Origin of the sequence: Serratia sp. BIGb0163 (genome assembly GCF_024809935.1) — a bacterium.
GTDB lineage: Bacteria > Pseudomonadota > Gammaproteobacteria > Enterobacterales > Enterobacteriaceae > Serratia > Serratia quinivorans.
The window spans coordinates 429,390-448,449 of sequence record NZ_JANUDZ010000002.1 but is presented as its reverse complement, the minus strand read 5'-3'; the positions used below and the strand labels follow the sequence as shown (position 1 = coordinate 448,449).

The window sequence follows — 19,060 nt, the reverse complement described above, 5'->3', positions numbered from 1 at the left end:
CAAGGAGAGACATCATGCTAAAACCCGAGCAGTTGCGTACTGCGCTGACCACCGCTCTGCCAGACCTACAAACGCATCCCGATAAGCTACGCATCAGCCTGGATAATGGCCGCGTGGTTTCAACATTAGGCCCTTCGCTGTCATTCGAATACCAATACCAGCTCAATCTGACGCTGAGCGACCAGACAACCGAAGAAGACCTGGTGATGGTCACTGTCTTGGCCTGGCTGCGCAGTCACCAGCCCGACATTCTCGCCAACCCGGATAAACGTAAAAACGGTTTTGCCTTTAAACGCGACGTCAGCGCCGCCGGCCAGCTGGATCTTCAACTGCAATTGACCGAGCGCATCCAGGTGGAACAGCGCGATGCTGCACTGCATATCACCCCCCTGGCCGAGCCACCGGAGCCGGAAAACGTCATTCGCTTCACCCGTGTTTACCTGCACGGCGAGCTGATCAGCCAATTTCAGCAGCCATAAACTGACCCTGGGGACGGCTTCGGTTGTGCTGGCGTCAGCTAAACGCCGCCGCGTTGTCGCCCCCCTTATACGGCGGCATTCTTAACAAATGAACACAGATAACTTCGATATTCAGCGCCTGGTGCGCAACCTGATACGCATCGGCACCATCAGTGAGCTCGACCTCGAACGCGGGCGCTGTCGCGTTGCCACCGGTGGCAACCTCACCGACTGGCTTAACTGGCTAACCGGCCGAGCCGGTGACGCTCGCTGCTGGTGGGCACCCAGCGTAGGCGAACAGGTGCTGGTGCTGTCGCTGGGGGGCGAGCTTGATACCGCCTTCGTGCTCCCCGGCATTTTTTCCGATGCCCATCCTGCGCCGTCAACCTCGGCTCAGGCAGCACACATCACCTTCCCTGACGGCGCGGTGATCGAATACGAACCAGCAGAGGGGGCACTGAAAGTCATGGGGATCAAAAGCGCCACCATTGAAGCCACAGAGCAGGTAAGCGTCACTGCACCGGCCATCACCTGTCGTGCAACGAGCAAGATCACGCTGGATGCCCCCGAGGTGGAATGCACCCAGCTATTAACCACCGGCACCATCGCCATCCGGCAGGGCGGCTCGATGACCGGCGATCTCAACCACTCCGGCGGCAGCATCAGTTCTAACGGCGTGGTGGTACATAGCCACACCCACGGCGGCGTGCAAAACGGCGGAGGCCAAACGGATAAACCAGCATGAATAACGCGAAATATCTTGGCATGAATCGCGGCTCAGGCCGCGCGATCACCGACATTGAACATATCCGTCAGTCAGTGAGCGACATTCTGATCACCCCAATCGGCTCACGCATCATGCGCCGCAATTACGGTTCGCTGCTGTCCGAGCTGCTGGATCAGCCGCAAAACGACGTGCTGCGGCTGCAGATTATGGCCGCCTGCTACAGCGCGCTGCTGCAGTGGGAGCCGCGCATTCAACTTAGTGGCATCACCTTTAACACTACCATCGACGGAAAAATGGTGGTCGACATTACCGGTAACCGTATCGATACGCCGGATACCTTTTCTCTTTCTGTTTCTGTGAGCTGACACCATGGCAACCATTGACCTGAGCTTATTACCCGCCCCCACGGTGGTGGATCCCCTCGACTACGAGTCGCTGCTGGCCGATCGCAAGGCCACGCTGATTTCCCTTTACCCGGAAGAACAGCGTGAAGCCATTGCACGCACGCTGACGCTGGAGTCGGAACCGATCGTCAAACTGCTGCAGGAAAACGCATACCGTGAGCTGATCCTGCGCCAGCGCATCAATGAGGCCGCTCAGGCGGTGATGCTCGGCTATGCCGGCGGCAGCGATCTCGATCAGCTTGGCGCTAACTTCCAGGTTGAACGCCTGATGGTCCAGCAGCCTGACAATACGGTCATTCCGCCGGTAGCGGCGATTATGGAGTCCGACAGCGATTTCCGCGTACGCATCCAACAGGCATTCGAAGGGCTGAGCGTGGCCGGCTCCAGCGGTTCCTACGAATACCACGGTCGTTCCGCCGATGGCCGGGTGGCCGACGTTTCCGCCACCAGCCCCAGCCCGGCCAACGTGCTGATTTCGGTGCTGTCGCGTGAAGGCGACGGCACCGCCAGCGCCGAGTTGGTGGCAATTGTCGATAAAGCGCTAAACGATGAAGACGTGCGCCCGGTGGCGGATCGGGTCACCGTCCGCTCCGCCACTATCGTCAATTACAATATCGATGCCGTGCTCTACCTCTACCCTGGTCCGGAAGCAGAACCTATCCGCCGCGCCGCCGAAGCCAAGTTAAAAAGCTACATCAGCGCCCAACACCGTCTGGGGCGTGATATCCGTCTGTCGGCAATTTACGCCGCTCTGCATGCCGAAGGGGTGCAACGGGTGGAACTGAAAAGTCCGCAGGCCGATATCGTGCTGGATAAAACCCAGGCTTCGTACTGCGCCAGTTATCTTCTGACCGTCGGAGGCTCCGATGAGTAACCGTCTGCTGCCGGTCGGCTCTTCACCGCTGGAGGTCGCTGCGGCTGCGGCCTGCGCCGAGCTGGCCACGATGCCGGTACCGCTGCGGGAATTGTGGAACCCGGCCACCTGCCCGGTCAACCTGCTGCCGTATCTGGCCTGGGCGTTTTCGGTCGATCACTGGGATGAGGGCTGGACGGAAGAAACCAAACGCAACGTCGTCTCCTCTGCCTTCTTCGTGCATCGCCATAAAGGCACTATCGGCGCCATCCGCCGCGTGGTCGAGCCCTTGGGCTATCTGATCAAACTGCGTGAATGGTGGGAAACCAACGCGGAACCCGGCACCTTTTCACTGGATATCGGCGTGCTGGAAAATGGCATCACCGAAGAAATGTACCTGGAAATGGAACGGATGATCGCCGACGCCAAGCCGGTCAGCCGCCACTTAACCGGCCTGGCGCTGAACCTGGAGGCCTCAGGTAATATCGAGGTGGCCGGTGGTCATTACGACGCCGAGATAACCACGGTATATCCGGATTATGTCGAGTTCGCCCGTCAAATGCTGGAGGGCCACTATCAGTTTTTACAACGTAATACCGGTACCACCCTGGATTCGACCCAACAACATTTTGTTCTCAACGCAGAACATGTTCTGGCCGACTCCCGCCATGAACGAGAGCTTTCACGCATGGCGGGATTGCCCAATGATGCCACCACCGAGGGGCAGGCGTTGCAAATTCTCGGCTATGCCCATGCCTACCTGGCGACCCAACAACAGAAGTATCTGGATCAGGCCATTGCCTGTTTCGATGCTTATGTGACTCATTTTTACGACGGCGCCCCCATCCCGAAAACCCCTCAGCGTTGGGTAGCCAACTGGATCGTCAACGCCAAGGAGCCGGTGCCGGCTAACTGGCCGGTAGACAGTAAAGATCCGACGCACAGCGGTTTCAAAGGCGTCCCCATGACCTTCATTAAAGGCAAAACGCAGATCCCGCAGGGCGCGCCTTACTGGGGGGAATATCTGGATATCGCCACCTTCGCCTTTGACGGCACTCTGGCCTGGGACGCCATCAATGCGCAGGTGCGTGCGGTTGACGCAGCCGGCAACGTGGACTGGAGCAGTGACGGTAAGCGTTACGACGTGGCGTGGATCATTAACTGGCAGGGTTATCAGATTAGCGCCGACGGTGACATTCTGGCCCAGGGTCTGCCCGCCGCGCAGTTTGGTACCGTTCAACTGAAAGATGACAGGCTCAGTGGCAGTCATAAGCTGAACTTCGCCAATCGTCAGCCCGTCGAGCACGGCGGCGTCATGATTGAACGTAATCAGGCTCAGCACAATCGTCCACTGCACGTGCCGGTCCCGCACAATGCCATGGGTAATGCGGCAGACGCCGAGCTATGGTTTGCCGATGCCTGTCACCTGCTGCACAAAATCACCGGCGAGCAACGCTATTTCAATGCCTGGAAAAGCGTTGAATTCACCGCAATGGAATACACCGATATTGACGCGCAGGATAAGTTCTTCCGCCAGAGTTTGCATGCCAATACTCCCTTCACCGACGGCATCTCCTACGACTGGTCATATCCTGCCGGTGCGCCCGTCAGTTATGCACGCAATGCCGATGGCATGATCACCCTGCGCAAAGAAGTGGCGTCACAGCAGTCATTGGAACAGCAATCGGTGTGGTTCCGCGTTGGCAAACAGTCAAAAGTTCGCACTACTTTCGGCGGTGTTGATGACCAGAACCAGCCTATTTCCTGCCGGTTGCAATTGGCCATAGCAGCGGAAAAGGATGCAAAACAAACCACCGACTGGGGCATCGGTCTGCCGCAGTCCACCCAGACGCAGGTAAAAACCTATGATATCGCGCTCACCAGTCTGGCGGCGTTGACTCGCGAGGATGGCTGCGATTATCTGCTGGCCGACCTGCGTGCGGTGACCGATTACGGCGGTTGCGTGATCGGCAGCCGGTTTGAAGAACAGGTTTACGATAGGCGCAGCGCAACGGTGATCAACGCCAGCTACCCCAACGATGACGCTGGCATGGTGATCGGCGCCTGGCTGACCGCCGAGGAACGTTTTCCGGTAAACCAACTGGTTTATCGTGCTGATGCCGACTTCAATCTGCGGCTTGAGGACGACGATAAATGGCGCTGGTACTGGATGCTGCCCGCCACCGAGGGTAAATGGAAGCTGGCAACCTTTGACCCGGCTGCCGCGGTGCTGAGCGGCTATCAGCCAGACCATCAGGATGGCGATGAGAAACCTGCCCGTCCTGATTTCAGCACGGTGGATCAGGTCACTATCCTGCAAGACGGCAATGTGGCGAACGCCAACTTCAGCTACTACGTACTGAATGATATTCCGCCAACCTTCAGCGCCGACGACGGTTACACCATCAAATACCGCGTCACGCTACAGGCAGACAACCCTTACACCGCACTGCTGGGGGATTGCACCCTGCTGGGCCATCGTCAGGACAGCCTGTTCTGCACGCCCGGCGTGATCCCCTTTTCCAATATCTATCAGGCAGACAGCCAACAGTTCGACGGCTGGCACGGCATGCCTTATCCAGGCTACCAATACCCGTTCATTTTCGTGCATGCCGACGCCGATCCTGACGGTGTAATGCTCAACAACATGACCGAGTTTCTGTGGCAATCGCAGCAGTGGTATCAGCAGCAGTTTGGCGTATTGGGGCCGGGAGCTTCCGCTTATATCTGGAATCGCTGGGACAACCTGAGCTATGGCAATGCGGACAGCTGGACCATGTATCACTGGGGCGATGGGACAGCCTGGTCTGGTTATCAGCCGCGAGCTTTCTTTGGCGCTGCACGTGCCTGGCATGAGCTGACACTGGCGGGAAAAACACCGCCAGCCAAACTGGTCGGTTATGTCGAAAACTGGCTGCGCTGGCTGATCGGCTTTACTCAGGACTCAGGCGGTATTACACCGACCGATTTCCCGATGACGGGTATCCCGCAGCCCAACAAACATGATTTTACAGGCCATATGTGCGGCCTGTGGTTGGCCGGCGCCGTGCTGGCAAAAATGGCCGGCAGTGAGATTTCCGGCACCGAACACTTTATCGAACAATGCGTTACAGAGTTACAGAAGAATTATCTCACCACTGGGGATGTGATGGATGGCGCCTGGTCACCGGCACCACGTCCCGGCACGGACAACGGGATGTTCTTCGGTTTTTGGTCGGGTGAAATCCTGCGCGGATTGAGCCTATATGTGATGTACAAGAACGGCCTGAATGACCTGGCCGACAAACAAAAGAGAGCAACGACATGACAGCAAAATATCGCGCCCTGCTCACCGATCAGGGTAAAGCGCTGCTGGCTAACGCCGCGGCAACCGGCCAGAAGCTGGAAATCACCCAGATGGCCGTCGGCGATGGCGGTGGCTCAGCCACTCTGCCCAGCGAAAGCCAAACCAAGCTGGTAAATGAAAAACGACGGGCGATGCTCAATTCCCTGCAGGTTAACGCCGACAGCGGCAACCAGGTGATCGCCGAGCAGGTGATCCCGGAAGATACCGGTGGCTGGTGGATCCGTGAATTGGGTTTGTACGATAAAAATGGCGTACTGGTGGCCGTGGCTAATACACCAGACACTTACAAGCCATTGCTGGCCGAAGGTGCCGGTCGTACTCAGGTAGTGCGCATGGTCCTGCTGGTCAAAGGTGACGCCAGCGCAGTGATTGTGGCAGACAAAACCGCCGTGCTGGTTTCCCGCGATACGCTGGATGCGGCTATCGCCGAACATGCCCGTTCACGTAACCACCCGGATGCCACCCTGCTGGCCAAAGGCTTCACCCAACTGAGCAGCGACAGCAACAGCAACAACGAAGTTCTGGCAGCGACGCCAAAAGCGGTGAAAGCGGTTAATGATGCAAGCCTCAAAAAAACCGATAACCTTTCGGATCTGACCAACAAAGCCGCCGCACGTGGCAATCTCGCACTGGGTAATGCGGCAACGAGAAATGTGGGGACTGAAGCTACAAATCTGATGGAGGTCGGCGCGTTCGGTTTCGGCGCAGGTATAAAGCATCATGCCGATGCCTATAGTAACCTTGGTGAAATTTATCGGGTGAATAACTTATCAAAAAACGCTCCTGGATCAGGTACCTATGGTGTTCTCAATCTCCCTTGCGATGGAGGACCCTCCAGCGGTTATTTGGCAATACAAAACAGCGCGGCTGCCTATATCGGTATTTCCACCGTTCCGGAGAAACCACTGTCGTGGTACCGAATTTATACCACGGCCTATAAACCCACGGCGGCAGATGTCGGGGCTTACAGCAAGGCCGAGGCCGACGGCAAGTTTGTCAAACAGATCGGCGATACTATAACCGGTGGCCTAACGGTTAATGGTTCTATTGAAACCAAGTCAGGGCTGACCACTCCGTCATTATCGGTGAATGGTAACTCGGTTATTTCAGGTCAACTGACAGCTAAAGCCGGCGTCGAACTGTTTGGGACATCTCCTTATATCGATTTTCATTATGGCAATACCAATACGGATTATGACGTTCGTATTATCAATGAAAAACAAGGGCAGCTCACTCTGGGGGCTAAAACCGTTCGAGCCAATGAAAATCTTTCTGTCGGTGTTGATGCTTACATTGATCGCACATTATATGTCGCAGGAGAAAGTCACTTAGGCGCTAATTTGTATGTTGGTGGCACTACATTCCAGACAGATGGCAATATTAGCGGCCCCGTTTGGGGAGGTTATCTGAACAACTGGATCAACGATCGGGTACGTGAAAGTGGTCAACTGTCAGTCAACGGCGACAGCTGGTGGTACAAAGACCACCGCACAGGTCTCTATTTTCAAGGTGGGCACGCGATCGGTAATATTACTGATAATGGAGAAGCCTATCGGATAGCCTTAAATATCTCCGTCCCTAATCGCCTGCTGCATGTTTCAGTCACTATCAAGAACTTTGCTCAGGGGTATCAAACCACCTGGAACCCGCAAGTGAGTGATTTAAGCGGGGCACGGGATGCTTTTACCTGGTTCCATGGAACCGCCGAGCGCGACGTCTATTGGATGGCAGTAGGATACTAATGATGACCACATATAAATTCAGTGCTACCACAACCAGCTTCTACCCTGCAGAAATGTTGGATGATTACCGCAAAGCAGGCACCTTACCTGACGATTTAGTAAGCGTAGATAATGAAGCCTATAACACATTCGTATTGTCTCCTCCTGAAGGCAAGATTAGGGGAGCCGATAAATCGGGTCGCCCCGCATGGGTCGAGGCGCCTCAGCCCACTAAGGATCAGTCAATAATGATGGCTATAACCAGAAAGCACCTGCAAGCTGAAAAAGCAGAGGCTGTTATTGCCCCATTATCACGCGCGGTTAAATTCGGTGAAGCAACACAGGATGAAACAACAAATCTTATCGCCTGGGAAAGGTATTCCGTCCAACTCAGCCGGATCAAACCAGAAGATGCCCCAGACATCGACTGGCCGCAGCCGCCGCAATAATCGCACCTTCAACGCCCCGCCGGGGCGTTTTTTTTATCTTGATTTTCCTGCTGTTGTATCAGTTCTCATACATACCCAATGAGATGCGCGGCCCCATCGCGAAGGGCATTCTGTTGTTACCAACCACAAACGGAGTAATGCTATGGGTGATTATCACCACGGCGTGCGTGTCCTCGAAATCAATGAAGGCACCCGCGTAATTTCCACCGTCTCGACGGCGATTATTGGCATGGTTTGTACTGCAGAAGATGCCGATACAACCCTGTTCCCTCTCAACACTCCGGTGTTGATCACTGACGTTCTGGCCGCCAGTGGCAAGGCCGGCAAAAATGGCACCCTGGCACGCTCGCTGCTGGCGATTGCCGAGCAGGCCAAACCGGTCACCGTCGTGGTACGTGTGGCAGAAGGCAAAGACGAGGCCGAAACCACCTCCAATATCATTGGCGGCGCCGATGAAAACGGTAAATACACCGGTATGAAAGCCTTGCTGGCGGCACAGGCCGAACTGGGCGTGAAGCCGCGTATTCTGGGTGTGCCAGGCCACGACAATCTGGAGGTAGCAACCGCACTGGCCGGCATCTGCCAACAGCTGCGTGCCTTTGGTTATATCAGCGCTTACGGCTGCAAGACCGTCTCCGACGCCATCAAGTACCGCGCAGGCTTTAGCCAACGCGAACTGATGTTGATCTGGCCAGACTTTGTTAACTGGAACACCACCACCAACAGCAGCGACATCGCATACGCCACCGCTCGTGCGCTGGGTCTGCGCGCCAAGATTGACCAGGAGACTGGCTGGCATAAGACCCTGTCCAACGTCGGCGTCAACGGCGTCAGCGGTATTTCAGCCAGCGTATTTTGGGATCTGCAAACCGTCGGTACCGATGCTGACCTGCTAAACGAAGCCTGCGTCACCACCCTGATCCGCAAAGATGGCTTCAAGTTTTGGGGCTCACGCACCTGTTCCGACGATCCATTATTCCAGTTCGAAAACTATACCCGCACCGCGCAGGTATTGGCTGACACCATGGCCGAAGCTCATCTGTGGGCAGTTGACCGCCCGGTTACGCCAACGCTGATCCGCGACATGATCGACGGCATCAAAGCCAAGTTCCGCGAGCTGAAATCCGCCGGGCTGATCATTGACGGCAACTGCTGGTACGACGAAAGCGCCAACGATAAAGAAACCCTGAAGGCCGGCAAACTGTTTATCGATTATGACTACACCCCGGTACCGCCGTTGGAAGATTTAACCCTGCGTCAGCGCATCACCGACCGTTACCTGGCGAACTTCGCCGCGTCCGTGAACAGCTAAGGAGACCTGAATAATGGCACTGCCAAAAAAACTGAAATATCTGAACCTGTTTAACGACGGCTTCAACTATATGGGCGTGGTCTCCGCCATGACCCTACCAAAACTGACCCGTAAGCTGGAAAAATTCCGCGGCGGCGGCATGAGCGGCGCAGCCTCGGTGGACTTCGGTCTGGATGACGATGCGCTGGTAGTCGAATGGACCATGGGCGGCATCGATGAGCTGGTGCTGAAACAATGGGGCCGCGTCGACGCGGTACCGCTGCGCTTTACCGGTTCTTTCCAGCGTGACGACACCGGCGAAGTATCAGCACTCGAAGTCGTGATGCGCGGTCGCCACAAAGAAATCGACAGCGGTGACTTCAAACAAGGCGAAGACACCGAGACCAAGGTTTCTACCGACTGTACCTACTTCAAACTGAGCATCGACGGCAAAGAGCTGATCGAGATCGATACCGTCAACATGATTGAAAAAGTCGACGGCGTGGATCTGCTGGCGGCCCACCGCCGCGCTATCGGCCTGTAATTTATCACTTCAATGGCCAGCCTTGGTGCTGGCCCTGCTTCCCTGACAATAATTGGATACCCCCATGGAACTGAATGCATCCCCAGAAAATACCGTTGTACTGGAAACACCGATCAAACGCGGCGACAGCGAGCTCCGTGAAGTACAGGTCACCAAACCGAATGCAGGCAGCCTGCGCGGTATTGGTCTGGCGGCACTGGCCAACGCCGACGTCGACGCCCTGATCACCATCCTGCCGCGCGTCACCTACCCGAACCTGACCAAAGAAGAGTGCGCCCGACTGGAGCTGCCGGACCTGATCGCGCTGGCCGGCCAGGTGATCGGTTTTTTGTCACCGAAATCGGCCGAGTAAACATCGACCCCGTTCTGACCGTGGACGATCTGATGGCGGATGTCGCAGTGATTTTTCACTGGCCGCCATCGGAGATGAACGGCATGACGCTGACAGAGCTGATGGAATGGCGCTATAAGGCCCTTCAACGTAGTGGAGTAAAAACAGATGAGTAGCAGCGGGCAGGAACTGGAGTCACAAAACGAGATAATTAAAGGGCTCGAAGCGATCGAAAAACAGACCAGCGCTCTGATGAAGCAGTTGCGTCAACCCCTTGGTAATAAAAGTCTATACAACATGCTGGGTAATGATATTCGACGTGCGGAGAAAAACCTGAAAATCCTGCATAAGCAGGAAAATGGCATCGATTCATTCAGGAAAAATAATCAGGAACTGGTTAAAACCAATAAATTATTGACAGCATCGCGGAAAAAATATTCCGTGCTTGAAACGTTGGCAAAAGGTAGCGCGCCGGGTCAACATTCCCAACAAATGAATAACGAAGTTGCGCTGGTGGCGGAAACCATTAGCGCTTTGGAGAAAAAGCACGGACTGCTCAAAACCATCGATCGCAACCAGCGCGATAGCCTGACCAGGCAAGGTATTGATCTTAAGTCACTCAGCAACGAGCAACGACAGCTTCGCGACAAAACAATCAATGCCAATGCCGCTATTGTCTCGATGAAAAACCAACGGCAGGTGATGACCGGCCAGAGATTCAGCACCGCACATGCCGCTAATCAGAATCGCCGTGAAAACCTCAGCCAAATAAACAACGCTAGTGCCGCGGGCTTCACCATCGCAAAAACGGCCGCCATCGGCGGAGCCAGGTTGCTGGCTCCAGGTGTTAATTTCGAAAAACAGCTTTCTCAATTGCAGGCGCAACTCAAGCTGGATAAATCCGATCCGCAACTTGCCGCACTGAGTCAGCAGGCACGCAGTATGGGCCAATCTGGCACCTCACCGGATAAAACAATCCAGGCGCAAACGGCACTGGCTAAAAAAGGGTTAGGTGCCAATGAAATCATGGGGGCATCACCTGCCGCGCTCAGGCTGTCGAATGCCACAGACAGCGGCGTCAATGAAACTGTCGAGGCGATGACCGCGGTGCAGAACGCTTTTAATCTGCCCGCCGACCAGTTCGATCGGATTGCCGATGTGCTGGCACTAGCCAGTAGCCAATATGGTATGACGGTACAATCCGTCGGTGCAGCCTTGAAAAGCAAAGCAGGCTCAGGGACCGACCTGTTCACTGCGGCGCAAAGAATTGCCCCCGCAGGCACAGAAAAACTGCAGGCCAACCAGGTTGGCGGTGCCGCGCAGCATTTGGTCACCGTCAAAGGCGACAATTTGGATGGGGACATCCAAAAGTTGTTTGCCTCCTGGGACAGCCTGCGGATCAATTTGTTTTCCGGCCAAAGCGCAGCCCTGCGGGAGCTGACCCAAACGGCGGCGCAATGGTTGGTGCAACTGAATTCCTGGGTGACCAGTAACCCCGCATTGGCCAGCACCTTGTTGCAAGTCGCCGGCGGACTCACGTTATTGCTTGGTGGGCTTAGCGGCGTCAGCCTGGTCGCCACTCAGGTACTCCAGGGGTTCACCATCATTAACGGCGCAATCCTCAAAGCCGGGCAGGCCATGATTTGGCTGGGGCGCATGGCAATGGCCAACCCATTGCTGGCCATTGTCGGCTTGATTGCCATTGCGGCTTTTGCGGTGATCGAAAACTGGGACAAGCTGGCACCATTCTTTAGCAATCTGTGGGAGAGCATCTCTGCTGGATGCAAAGCAATGGAGAAGAACATTACGGACACCATTGATAGCTGGATAAAAAAATTCATGTCGCTGACTGACTGGCTCCCCGATTGGATGTCATTTGGCAGTAAAAACAGCGCTACAGGCCATACCGAAAATCAAGATGACGACGATGGCTTTTCGTTCGCCGGCAAGTTCGATTCGGGCGGGAGTATTCCTGCCGGGCAATTTGGCCTTGTGGGTGAAAACGGCCCGGAACTGATCGGTGGTCCGGTGCAGGTGACCAGTCGTCGCCGTACGGCAGCGATGTCGGCAGCATTGCTGTCGCTCAGTGCCCCGGTGATGGCAGCCTCGCCGGCACCGGTTTCACCCGCAACGCAGATCCAAATCCCGTCAGTCACTATCAATATCACCGCCAGCGCCGGCCAGAGTGAGCAAGATATCGGTCGTGAAGTCGCGCGGCAATTTGAGTTGCTGACGCGACGTCAGGCCGCAGATGCTCGCAGCCGAATGAGTTAATTGAGGAGAAAAAACCATGATGCTTACCCTCGGCATGTTTGTTTTTATGCTGAAAACCGTGCCCTACCAGAGCATGCAGCGCAGCAGCAGTTTCCGTTGGCCAACCAACGCACGCATCGGCCAGCGCCCTTCCGCGCAGTTTTTGGGTGCCGACAGCGAAAAAATCACCCTGACAGGGGTGCTGATGCCGGAAGTCACCGGCGGAGCACTGTCGTTGATGACGTTGCAACTGATGGCTTCTCAGGGACGAGCCTGGCCGCTAATTGAAGGCAGCGGCACCATTTATGGCATGTATGTCATTGAGAACATAGCTGAAACCAAAACCCAGCTTTTCTCTAACGGTAGCGCCCGGCAGATTGAGTTCACCATCAACCTGATGCGCGTTGATGAGTCACTGATCAGTATGTTTGGCGATCTGCGCCAGCAGGCGCTGGATTTGGCGGACAAGGCAGGGCAAGGCGTGCAACGCATTGGGGGGTTGCTGTCGTGATCACCCAAACGCCATTGCCTATAGGGGCGCAAGTAGCCCCGGACTATGCCCTATTTCTGCAACAGCAGGACGTGACGGAAACCTTCAGGCACCGGTTGCTATCCCTTACCCTGACTGATAACCGGGGTTTCACCGCCGACCAGTTGGTTCTTGAACTTGACGATACCGATGGTCAGGTGGTGATGCCGGCACGTAATCAGGTGATTACCCTAAAGCTAGGCTGGAAAGGCCAAGGGTTAGTCAATAAGGGCAAGTTCACCATTGATGAAGTAGAACATCAGGGTGCGCCGGACAAACTCACCCTGCGCGCCCGCAGCGTCGACTTTAGAGGTTCGATGAACACCGCTCGCGATCGTTCTTATCATGACAAAACTCTGGGGGAGATCGTCAATAAGATAGCGAACCGCAACCGTATGGGTAACACGCTGGCGGCGGGACTGGCCGAAATAAAGATATCCCACATTGACCAGGCTCAAGAAACAGATGCCGCATTCATTACCCGGCTAGCCACCATGAATGGCGCGGTAGCAGCTATCAAAGATGAGCGCCTGCTGTTTCTCATCCCAGGCTCAGGCCAAACAGTTTCAGGCAAACCCATAGCACCGCTTATCCTGCAGCGTAGAGACGGCGACCAGCACTATTTTAACCTGGCCGATAGAGGAAATTACTCCGGCGTTCGCGCCAAATGGCAGGATACCGAGCACGCCCAACAGCAACAGTTGACAGTACAACGTCAAAATGGCGCCGCCGACAACGCAGAAAGCTCCAACTATCTCGCGGGGGACAGCGATAACGTTTTCACCTTACCCAGGGTCTATACCAACAAAGAGGCCGCCATTCGGGCAGCCAAGGCAAAATGGGAACGAATCCAACAGGGAAGCGTGCAGTTCTCTATCAATCTGGCAATGGGCCGGCCCGAACTTTATCCGGAGATGCCTATTCAGGTACGCGGATTCAAAGAGGCCATCGATCGGCAAAGCTGGATAATCAATACGGTGGTTCACACGTTAAACGGCAGTGGTTATGTCACCAAAATCGCTCTCGATGTGCTGACTCAACGGGTTGAGTTCGCCATTATCGAATCTTGATTTTCATTTGAGTTTTAATCTTGCTTTTGCAAGTCATTGAGCTATTATAAGTCACATAACTTGATGCAGTCGAAAGAGGGATTCAACTATGATGCACTGTCCACTTTGCGGTAGCGTGGCCCATACTCGCTCCAGCCGTTACCTCAGTGAAGCGACCAAAGAGCGCTATCACCAATGCCAGAACATTAACTGTAGCTGCACCTTTGCCACGCACGAGTCCGTCGCGCGAGTGATTGTGAAGCCTGGCGATATTGTTCCGGCTCAGCCGCACCCGGAAAAAAGTAAACAGCGTGTCGCGGCGCTGTAACGCAAAGAGCCTGCCACCGCAGGCTTTTTTATATCTGCGGAAACTTACTTTTCCGAAAACAAATCTTGCAAATGCAATCAACAGATTTTAAGCATAAAAAAAGGGGTCGGCATATTGCCAACCCCTTCATAGTTATTAACTTTTGGATGCAGCGTTAGCCGACGCGGTTCAGACGCTCTTTGATACGAGCAGACTTACCAGTACGCTCACGCAGATAGTACAGTTTGGCTTTACGAACGGCACCACGACGTTTAACAGCAATGCTGTCAATTACTGGTGAGTGAGTCTGGAATACACGCTCAACACCTTCGCCGTTGGAAATCTTACGAACAGTGAATGCAGAGTGCAGACCGCGGTTACGGATAGCGATAACCACGCCCTCGAATGCCTGCAGACGTTTTTTGCTACCTTCAACGACCCATACCTTAACTTCCACGGAATCACCCGGACGGAATGCAGGTACGTCTTGCTTCATCTGCTCTTGTTCAATTTGCTTAATAATGTTGCTCATAATATGTCTCTTACCCTAGGTAAACTGATATATCGGTCCCGTCGAGCCAATTGCTCAGACGTTCCCTTCATAGTCCTGCTGCTTGGTCTGATGTTCCCGTTGGAACTCAGCCAGCAACACCGCTTGCTCGTCAGTCAGAGCTAGGCTTTCCAGAAGTTCAGGTCTTCTAAGCCAGGTACGGCCCAGCGACTGCTTTAAGCGCCAGCGACGTATCTCGGCATGGTTGCCCGACAGTAAAACTGGCGGAACCTCCATCCCTTCCAACACCTCAGGACGGGTATAGTGCGGGCAGTCCAGCAATCCATCGGCAAAAGAGTCCTCTTCTGCTGAAGCCTGATGGCCCAGCACACCCGGTATAAAGCGGGCGACTGAATCAATCAGGGTCATTGCCGGCAGTTCCCCGCCGCTGAGGACGTAATCGCCGATTGACCATTCTTCATCAATTTCGGTTTGGATTACGCGCTCGTCTACCCCTTCATAACGACCGCACACCAGAATCATCTTCGGGTTGGCCGCCAGTTCGCACACGCCGGTTTGATCCAGCTTGCGCCCCTGAGGTGACAGATAAATCACCTTTGCTCCCTCGCCTGCCGCTGCTTTTGCTGCATGAATGGCTTCCCGCAAGGGTTGCACCATCATCAGCATTCCCGGGCCGCCGCCATAAGGGCGATCGTCCACGGTACGATGCCGGTCGTAGGTGAAGTCACGAGGACTCCAACACTGCACGCTCAGCAGGCCATTTTTTACTGCCCGGCCAGTCACCCCGTAATCGGTGATCGCGCGGAACATCTCAGGAAACAGGCTTACAATACCAATGAACACAAGCCAATCCCCTTACTGTCATTCCACTTGTTTCGACCGTTTAATTCGGAGGTCAAAAACCAGGATCCCAATCTGCTTCAATCACGCGAGCAGTGAGATCGACTTTCTTGATAACCTGCCCATGAAGAAACGGGACCAACCGCTCCTTCATACCGAATGCATCTTTCAGGTTTGCCCGCACGACCATGACGTCGTTAGAACCGGTTTCCATCATATCGATGACTTTACCCAGTTCGTATCCGGAAGTGGTGACTACCTGGCAGCCCATAAGGTCTTTCCAGTAGTAATCATCGCCTTCCAGCGGAGGCAACTGCTCGGAATCTACGACAATTTCGCAATTGGTCAGTAAATTCGCAGCATCCCGATCGTCAATGCCTTTGACCTTGATGATCAGATCCTGACTGTGGCGTTTCCAGTCTTCCAACTCGACAAACTGCCACTGACCAGAGCGCTGGATTAACCAGGGCTGATAGTCAAATATGCTTTCGGCGTTCTCGGTGGATGAAAACACTCTGAGCCAACCACGGATGCCGTAAGTAGACCCCATCTTACCGAGTACAATCGGCTGCTTAGGTGCTACCGGTTTGAGTTGCTTGCTCATTGCCACCACCGCGACAGATTAAGCTGCTTTCTTAGCGTCTTTGATCAGCGCATGAACGCGATCAGAAACGGTAGCACCCAGACCAACCCAGTGCTCAATGCGATCCAGGTCCAGACGCAGTGCTTCAGCCTGACCAGATGCGATTGGGTTGAAGAAACCTACACGCTCGATGAAACGACCATCACGAGCATTGCGGCTGTCGGTCACTACTACTTGATAGAACGGACGCTTTTTTGCGCCGCCACGTGCCAAACGAATTGTTACCATAACATCCTCTTTAGTTAATAAAACAGCCGGGCCCCATTGAGGGAACGGGGCCCGGTTGCAATATAAAAAGCCCGAAAATTTTACTCATTTTGGCGCAAAAAGCAATCGAAAGCGTAGTTCGTCGTCAACTACTTTTTATCGCCGGTAATATTTCGGGCGGTTTTCACCGCGAACGGCAAATGCTTAAACAGGCTCACCCCAGAGGGCAAGCGGCTGTCAGCGGCCTGGGAAGCCCGGCGGCATCATACCTTTCATGCCGCGCATCATCTTCGCCATTCCACCTTTCTTCATCTTTTTCATCATGCGTTGCATGTCGTCGAACTGCTTTAACAAGCGGTTAACATCCTGCACCTGCATGCCGGAACCCACCGCAATACGACGCTTGCGCGAACCTTTGATGATTTCCGGTTTGGCGCGCTCTTTCAGCGTCATCGAGTTGATCATCGCCTCCATACGCACCAAAACCTTGTCGTCCATCTGCGATTTTACATTGTCCGGCAGTTGGCCGGCGCCGGGCAGTTTGCTCAGCATGCTGGCCATACCGCCCATGTTACGCATCTGTTTGAGCTGCTCCAGGAAGTCGGTCAGATCGAAACCGTCGCCCTTCTTCAGCTTGTTAGCCAGTTTTTCCGCCTGTTCACGGTCAACTTTGCTTTCGATATCTTCGATCAGCGACAGTACGTCGCCCATGCCGAGAATGCGTGACGCCACGCGGTCCGGATGGAATGGCTCCAGCGCTTCGGTTTTCTCGCCCACGCCGAGGAACTTGATCGGTTTGCCGGTAATGTGACGGATGGACAGCGCAGCACCGCCGCGCGCGTCACCATCGACCTTGGTCAGCACCACGCCGGTCAGCGGCAGCGCCTCGTTAAAGGCCTTGGCGGTGTTGGCCGCATCCTGGCCGGTCATGGCGTCGACCACAAACAGGGTTTCCACCGGCTTGATCGCCGCGTGCACCTGTTTGATCTCATCCATCATCGCTTCGTCAACGTGCAAACGGCCGGCGGTATCGACGATCAGAACATCGTAGAATTTCAGCTTGGCCTGTTGCAGTGCACGGTTAACGATGTCGATCGGCTTTTCTTTAACATCGGACGGGAAAAAGTCGATGCCGACGCTTTCCGCCAGCGTTTCCAACTGTTTGATCGCCGCTGGGCGATAAACGTCAGCGGAAACCACCAACACTTTTTTCTTCTGTTTTTCTTTCAGGAACTTACCGAGCTTGGCGACGCTGGTGGTTTTACCGGCACCCTGCAGGCCCGCCATCAGCACCACTGCCGGCGGCTGTGCCGCCAGGTTCAGCTCGGTGTTCACTTCGCCCATCGCGGAAATCAGTTCGCTCTTGACGATTTTTACGAACTCTTGCCCCGGCGTCAGGCTTTTGTTGACTTCATGACCTACCGCGCTCTCTTTTACGCGATTGATAAAGTCCCGCACCACCGGCAGCGCAACGTCCGCTTCCAGCAATGCCATGCGCACTTCACGCAGGGTTTCCTTGATATTTTCTTCGGTCAGCCGCCCACGGCCGCTGATATTGCGCAGGGTGCGCGACAAACGATCGGTTAAATTTTCAAACATCGTCTCTTGCTCAACGTGTAATGACAGGCCGCTCTGGCGACATAATTGCGGCGATTATAACACGAAGCTAAGAGGATCTCTGCCTCAGCGTTGGAGATCGGTTGGAGTGGGACGCGCACGACGCTATACTGACAATCCAATTCACCACGCCGAAGCAAAATTAAACGCTATGCCAGTTTTCTCCATTGTGGCTTTGATCGCCTACCTGCTCAGCCTTGGACTGATTATTCCCAGCTTGTTGCGGAAGAACAGCGCATACCGTCGGCTTGCTCTCGTCTCGGCGGTGGTGGCACTGGTTTGCCACGCCATCGCACTGCAGCAGCGTATTTTTGACGTTAGCGCCGGACAAAATCTCAGCTTGCTGAACATCGGTTCGATAGTCAGCCTGATCATCTGTTCGGTCATGACCTTTGTCGCCTCGCGCGACCGCGGCTGGTTCCTGCTGCCGATTGTTTATAGCTTCGCGATGATCAATCTGGCCTTCGCCAGCTTTATGCCGGGTGAGTTCATTACCCATCTTGAAGCCAGTCCGGAACTGATGGTGCATATTGGCCTGGCGCTGTTCTCCTACGCTACGCTGATTATTGCCGCGCTGTATGCGCTGCAACTGGCCTGGCTGGACTACCTGCTGAAAAACAAAAAGCTGTCGTTCAGCGCCGACATGCCACCGCTGATGAGCATCGAACGCAAAATGTTCCACATCACCCAGATCGGTGTCGTGCTGCTCACGCTCACGTTATGCACCGGCCTGCTGTATATGGATAACCTGTTCAGCAAAGAAAACGTGCACAAGGCCGTGCTGTCGATCATGGCATGGTTTGTCTATATCGTTTTGCTGTGGGGCCATTACCATGAAGGCTGGCGTGGCCGCCGTGTCGTGTGGTTCAGCTTTGCCGGCGCCTTTCTGCTAACGCTGGCCTACTTCGGCAGCCGTCTGATCCAGCAAGTGATGGTTCGCTAAGCCCTCAGGCTATCTTTCTCCATACATAAGGAATACC

At 54.7% G+C, this 19,060-nt stretch carries 20 protein-coding genes and 1 pseudogene; 16 read left to right on the top strand and 5 right to left on the bottom strand.

The annotated features are described in order from the left end of the window. Nucleotides 1-14: 14 nt before the first annotated feature. From M2406_RS13010 to M2406_RS12940, 15 genes and pseudogenes are all read left to right on the top strand, one after another. Entirely contained in the window at nt 15-479 is a 465-nt protein-coding gene (locus M2406_RS13010) for a phage tail protein (protein WP_259190276.1), read from the top strand. Between the two features lie 88 nt (nt 480-567). Next, a complete protein-coding gene (locus M2406_RS13005; protein ID WP_017891671.1) occupies nt 568-1,203 on the top strand; it encodes a phage baseplate assembly protein V in 636 nt (211 codons plus the stop codon). Continuing rightward, nucleotides 1,200-1,550, top strand: coding sequence for a GPW/gp25 family protein (locus M2406_RS13000; RefSeq protein ID WP_012005313.1), 351 nt, complete (start codon nt 1,200-1,202; stop codon nt 1,548-1,550). Before M2406_RS13005 ends, M2406_RS13000 begins: the two co-directional genes overlap by 4 nt. Nucleotides 1,551-1,554: 4 nt before the next feature. Beyond that, nucleotides 1,555-2,463, top strand: coding sequence for a baseplate assembly protein (locus M2406_RS12995; RefSeq protein ID WP_259190275.1), 909 nt, complete (start codon nt 1,555-1,557; stop codon nt 2,461-2,463). Next, nucleotides 2,456-2,977, top strand: a pseudogene (locus tag M2406_RS26490) (phage tail protein I); the annotation flags it as partial. The gene M2406_RS12995 and the pseudogene M2406_RS26490, both read left to right, overlap by 8 nt. Nucleotides 2,978-5,745: 2,768 nt before the next feature. Then, nucleotides 5,746-7,530 carry a phage tail protein gene (locus tag M2406_RS12985; RefSeq protein WP_259190273.1) on the top strand — a complete coding sequence of 595 codons (1,785 nt, stop codon included), beginning with the start codon at nt 5,746-5,748 and terminating at the stop codon, nt 7,528-7,530. Beyond that, nucleotides 7,530-7,958, top strand: a complete 429-nt coding sequence (locus M2406_RS12980; RefSeq protein ID WP_259190272.1) for a tail fiber assembly protein — start codon at nt 7,530-7,532, stop codon at nt 7,956-7,958. The genes M2406_RS12985 and M2406_RS12980 overlap by 1 nt, the downstream gene beginning before the upstream one ends. Nucleotides 7,959-8,100: 142 nt before the next feature. Further along, nucleotides 8,101-9,270, top strand: a complete 1,170-nt coding sequence (locus tag M2406_RS12975; protein ID WP_259190271.1) for a phage tail sheath protein — start codon at nt 8,101-8,103, stop codon at nt 9,268-9,270. A 13-nt stretch (nt 9,271-9,283) separates the two neighbouring features. Further along, the gene (locus tag M2406_RS12970; RefSeq protein WP_006323695.1) at nt 9,284-9,793 is read left to right on the top strand and encodes a phage major tail tube protein; all 510 of its coding nucleotides are present in this window, start codon (nt 9,284-9,286) and stop codon (nt 9,791-9,793) included. Between the two features lie 64 nt (nt 9,794-9,857). Continuing rightward, on the top strand, nt 9,858-10,145 hold the full coding sequence (locus M2406_RS12965; protein WP_259190270.1) for a phage tail assembly protein: 288 nt from the start codon (nt 9,858-9,860) through the stop codon (nt 10,143-10,145). Nucleotides 10,146-10,165: 20 nt separating this feature from the next. Then, complete coding sequence (locus M2406_RS12960) at nt 10,166-10,300, top strand: GpE family phage tail protein (RefSeq protein ID WP_310473617.1); 135 nt, start codon at nt 10,166-10,168, stop codon at nt 10,298-10,300. Then, nucleotides 10,293-12,398, top strand: coding sequence for a phage tail tape measure protein (locus M2406_RS12955; protein WP_259190268.1), 2,106 nt, complete (start codon nt 10,293-10,295; stop codon nt 12,396-12,398). Before M2406_RS12960 ends, M2406_RS12955 begins: the two co-directional genes overlap by 8 nt. Before the next feature lie 16 nt (nt 12,399-12,414). Beyond that, a complete protein-coding gene (locus tag M2406_RS12950) occupies nt 12,415-12,888 on the top strand; it encodes a phage tail protein (protein WP_112362939.1) in 474 nt (157 codons plus the stop codon). Then, complete coding sequence (locus tag M2406_RS12945) at nt 12,885-13,976, top strand: phage late control D family protein (protein ID WP_259190267.1); 1,092 nt, start codon at nt 12,885-12,887, stop codon at nt 13,974-13,976. Before M2406_RS12950 ends, M2406_RS12945 begins: the two co-directional genes overlap by 4 nt. Nucleotides 13,977-14,064: 88 nt before the next feature. Continuing rightward, nucleotides 14,065-14,283, top strand: coding sequence for a DNA-binding transcriptional regulator (locus M2406_RS12940; protein ID WP_012005301.1), 219 nt, complete (start codon nt 14,065-14,067; stop codon nt 14,281-14,283). Nucleotides 14,284-14,437: 154 nt separating this feature from the next. Here the strand turns inward: M2406_RS12940 and rplS are convergent, their stop codons facing one another. From rplS to ffh, 5 genes are all read right to left on the bottom strand, one after another. Beyond that, complete coding sequence (gene rplS, locus M2406_RS12935; protein ID WP_012005300.1) at nt 14,438-14,794, bottom strand: 50S ribosomal protein L19; 357 nt, start codon at nt 14,792-14,794, stop codon at nt 14,438-14,440. Between the two features lie 54 nt (nt 14,795-14,848). Beyond that, a complete protein-coding gene (gene trmD, locus M2406_RS12930; protein ID WP_012005299.1) occupies nt 14,849-15,616 on the bottom strand; it encodes a tRNA (guanosine(37)-N1)-methyltransferase TrmD in 768 nt (255 codons plus the stop codon). 52 nt (nt 15,617-15,668) lie between these two features. Beyond that, on the bottom strand, nt 15,669-16,217 hold the full coding sequence (gene rimM, locus M2406_RS12925) for a ribosome maturation factor RimM (RefSeq protein ID WP_012005298.1): 549 nt from the start codon (nt 16,215-16,217) through the stop codon (nt 15,669-15,671). 18 nt (nt 16,218-16,235) lie between these two features. Further along, the gene (gene rpsP / locus M2406_RS12920; protein ID WP_004932501.1) at nt 16,236-16,484 is read right to left on the bottom strand and encodes a 30S ribosomal protein S16; all 249 of its coding nucleotides are present in this window, start codon (nt 16,482-16,484) and stop codon (nt 16,236-16,238) included. Nucleotides 16,485-16,700: 216 nt separating this feature from the next. Beyond that, nucleotides 16,701-18,062, bottom strand: coding sequence for a signal recognition particle protein (ffh, locus tag M2406_RS12915; RefSeq protein WP_012005297.1), 1,362 nt, complete (start codon nt 18,060-18,062; stop codon nt 16,701-16,703). Between the two features lie 169 nt (nt 18,063-18,231). On the opposite strand from ffh, the gene M2406_RS12910 reads away from it, so the two are divergent. Then, complete coding sequence (locus M2406_RS12910) at nt 18,232-19,023, top strand: inner membrane protein YpjD (RefSeq protein WP_017891659.1); 792 nt, start codon at nt 18,232-18,234, stop codon at nt 19,021-19,023. The last annotated feature ends 37 nt before the right edge of the window (nt 19,024-19,060 follow it).

Bases quoted from the DNA above. Each gene is read 5' to 3' on its own strand.
- M2406_RS12965 (WP_259190270.1), top strand. From the start codon at position 9,858: ATGGAACTGAATGCATCCCCAGAAAATACCGTTGTACTGGAAACACCG.
- rpsP (WP_004932501.1), bottom strand. From the start codon at position 16,484: ATGGTAACAATTCGTTTGGCACGTGGCGGCGCAAAAAAGCGTCCGTTC.
- M2406_RS12950 (WP_112362939.1), top strand. From the start codon at position 12,415: ATGATGCTTACCCTCGGCATGTTTGTTTTTATGCTGAAAACCGTGCCC.
- M2406_RS12940 (WP_012005301.1), top strand. From the start codon at position 14,065: ATGATGCACTGTCCACTTTGCGGTAGCGTGGCCCATACTCGCTCCAGC.
- rplS (WP_012005300.1), bottom strand. From the start codon at position 14,794: ATGAGCAACATTATTAAGCAAATTGAACAAGAGCAGATGAAGCAAGAC.
- M2406_RS12955 (WP_259190268.1), top strand. From the start codon at position 10,293: ATGAGTAGCAGCGGGCAGGAACTGGAGTCACAAAACGAGATAATTAAA.
- M2406_RS13000 (WP_012005313.1), top strand. From the start codon at position 1,200: ATGAATAACGCGAAATATCTTGGCATGAATCGCGGCTCAGGCCGCGCG.
- M2406_RS12980 (WP_259190272.1), top strand. From the start codon at position 7,530: ATGATGACCACATATAAATTCAGTGCTACCACAACCAGCTTCTACCCT.
- M2406_RS13005 (WP_017891671.1), top strand. From the start codon at position 568: ATGAACACAGATAACTTCGATATTCAGCGCCTGGTGCGCAACCTGATA.
- rimM (WP_012005298.1), bottom strand. From the start codon at position 16,217: ATGAGCAAGCAACTCAAACCGGTAGCACCTAAGCAGCCGATTGTACTC.
- M2406_RS12995 (WP_259190275.1), top strand. From the start codon at position 1,555: ATGGCAACCATTGACCTGAGCTTATTACCCGCCCCCACGGTGGTGGAT.
- M2406_RS13010 (WP_259190276.1), top strand. From the start codon at position 15: ATGCTAAAACCCGAGCAGTTGCGTACTGCGCTGACCACCGCTCTGCCA.
- M2406_RS12910 (WP_017891659.1), top strand. From the start codon at position 18,232: ATGCCAGTTTTCTCCATTGTGGCTTTGATCGCCTACCTGCTCAGCCTT.
- ffh (WP_012005297.1), bottom strand. From the start codon at position 18,062: ATGTTTGAAAATTTAACCGATCGTTTGTCGCGCACCCTGCGCAATATC.
- M2406_RS12985 (WP_259190273.1), top strand. From the start codon at position 5,746: ATGACAGCAAAATATCGCGCCCTGCTCACCGATCAGGGTAAAGCGCTG.
- M2406_RS12975 (WP_259190271.1), top strand. From the start codon at position 8,101: ATGGGTGATTATCACCACGGCGTGCGTGTCCTCGAAATCAATGAAGGC.
- M2406_RS12970 (WP_006323695.1), top strand. From the start codon at position 9,284: ATGGCACTGCCAAAAAAACTGAAATATCTGAACCTGTTTAACGACGGC.